Genomic DNA, 1,842 nt, shown 5'->3' with positions numbered 1-1,842 from the left:
CGTTATGATGCTTGAATTTGCCGTCGCCGCTCGCATAATACGTTTTTGAAATGGGATTTTATGCAAATTCTGTTTAAAATGGATTTAACTTTTTAAATTTAAAAGCAGCGGAGCAGCTTAAATTTATAACTATCCAAGTGCCATTACTATAAGCATTAAAAACGCTTATCTTTGATTTTTAAATTTGAGCTGTTTTTAGTAAATTTTGCTTACAAATTTTGTATAATTTTTAAAATTTTATCTCGAAAAGAGAAGCAAGTATGAGATTTATCGTTATATTGTTTTTGGTGGTTGGCGGCTGTTTTGGAGGCAATATAACCGACTTTCAAAGCTTGGAAAAATTTATCAAAGACGGGCAGGCGAAAGGATATTTTCCTAAAAAGATTTTAGTGACGCAAGGATTTGATACCACCGTATTAGAAGACGTGAGTTTAAATTTTAGCAAAACCATATATTGGGATATAAATTCTCGCTGCAACCAAAACGCAGACGAGATCATTATAGCCGAAAGCGATACGAGGCACTCTGTAGTTTGCCCCGGAAATAACAACGTCTATATTTTGACGGGCGGCAGAAGCGATGTGAAAGACCCATGGGGAAACGATATCTTCGTAATGGGCGAGAACGATGATAAAATTTCAAAAAGCTGGGGTACGAATATATTTATCTTCGGCAAAAGATGGGGGCACGATAAGATAGAAATCGGCGATTCTAGAATAAATCCGGCGTCAACCCCCGAATACAAAAACGAATTTCCTTACGAGTTTAGTCACTTTTTCATCTTTGATAGCGGGGTCAAAAAGGATGATTTGGTTTTTAACTTCAACAAGATAATAAATTTAAAAACAAACGACTCTATAGAACTTACGGATTTAAATGGTATAAATTTGATTTTTAAAGACGAACCGGGTAAATACTACGGCACAAATTCATTAAAGGAGATTTACGACAAAAACTTTTTCGTTACGCCTAAGACTGAAGAGAGTTTGAGCGCGGATGAGATACAAACGCTGCTTCACAAAACGGCATATTCAGACAACGCCGAAGATGCTAAAAAATACTGCGAAATGGGCGGCGATCCGAATTTTAAAGGTCATGAAAATACCACTCCCATCGAAATGGCGGTAATGTTAGGTAGCGAAAATTCGCTTCGCGCGATGCTAGAGTGCGCAAAAAGACTGACTGATAGCGCAATGATGATGAGCGTATTTGGAAGCCAACACGACGATGAGAAGAGTTTTAGGCTCGTAAAGCTTTTAGAAAAATACGGCGGAAATTTTAAAGCAAAGGATAGGGATGGTTGCTCCATGGTAAATTATGCGGCAAGTTCTCATAGTCTAGAAATCGTAAAATATCTAGTAGAAAGAGGCGCCGATCCAAAAGCTAGATGTTCTCATAACCAAAGCGTAACTCCATCGGATTGGGCAAGGAAAAATGAGGATAAAAGAGTATATGAGTATCTAAAAAGCCTAGAAGCCAAATAAAAGCTATGCTAAATTTGACTTCTTTATCGTTTGCTTTGAATCAGCGCGATTAAATTATTAGCGTTTTTGATGCAGATAGCAATGCGCAGCAAGCTTTTATGATATCGATTTGGCTTATGGCTGCAACGACGGAACTTATTTATGCGCCATCCTATAATGGGCGGCAGATCGGACTCTCTAGGCTACCAAGATTTGCGACCATACCAAAAAGCTTTAAGTTTTCGGCAAAAATTTTATTTTGCATTATTTTTGTTGAAATTATATAATTTAATCAAAAATTTATATACACTTCGCTATTATCTTATTTTTAATTTCGCGGCCCACTCGTCTAGTGGTTAGGACGCTGGCCTCTCACGCC

1 protein-coding gene is annotated in these 1,842 nt (G+C 37.5%); it reads left to right on the top strand.

Annotated elements, in window-relative coordinates:
* Nucleotides 1-260 precede the first annotated feature (260 nt).
* A complete protein-coding gene (locus Q0340_RS06220) occupies nucleotides 261-1,484 on the top strand; it encodes an ankyrin repeat domain-containing protein (protein WP_298082586.1) in 1,224 nt (407 codons plus the stop codon).
* The last annotated feature ends 358 nt before the right edge of the window (nucleotides 1,485-1,842 follow it).

This window comes from uncultured Campylobacter sp., from assembly GCF_938045595.1.
In the GTDB taxonomy this organism is placed as follows: domain Bacteria; phylum Campylobacterota; class Campylobacteria; order Campylobacterales; family Campylobacteraceae; genus Campylobacter_B.
This window is presented reverse-complemented; position numbering and strand designations above follow the sequence as displayed.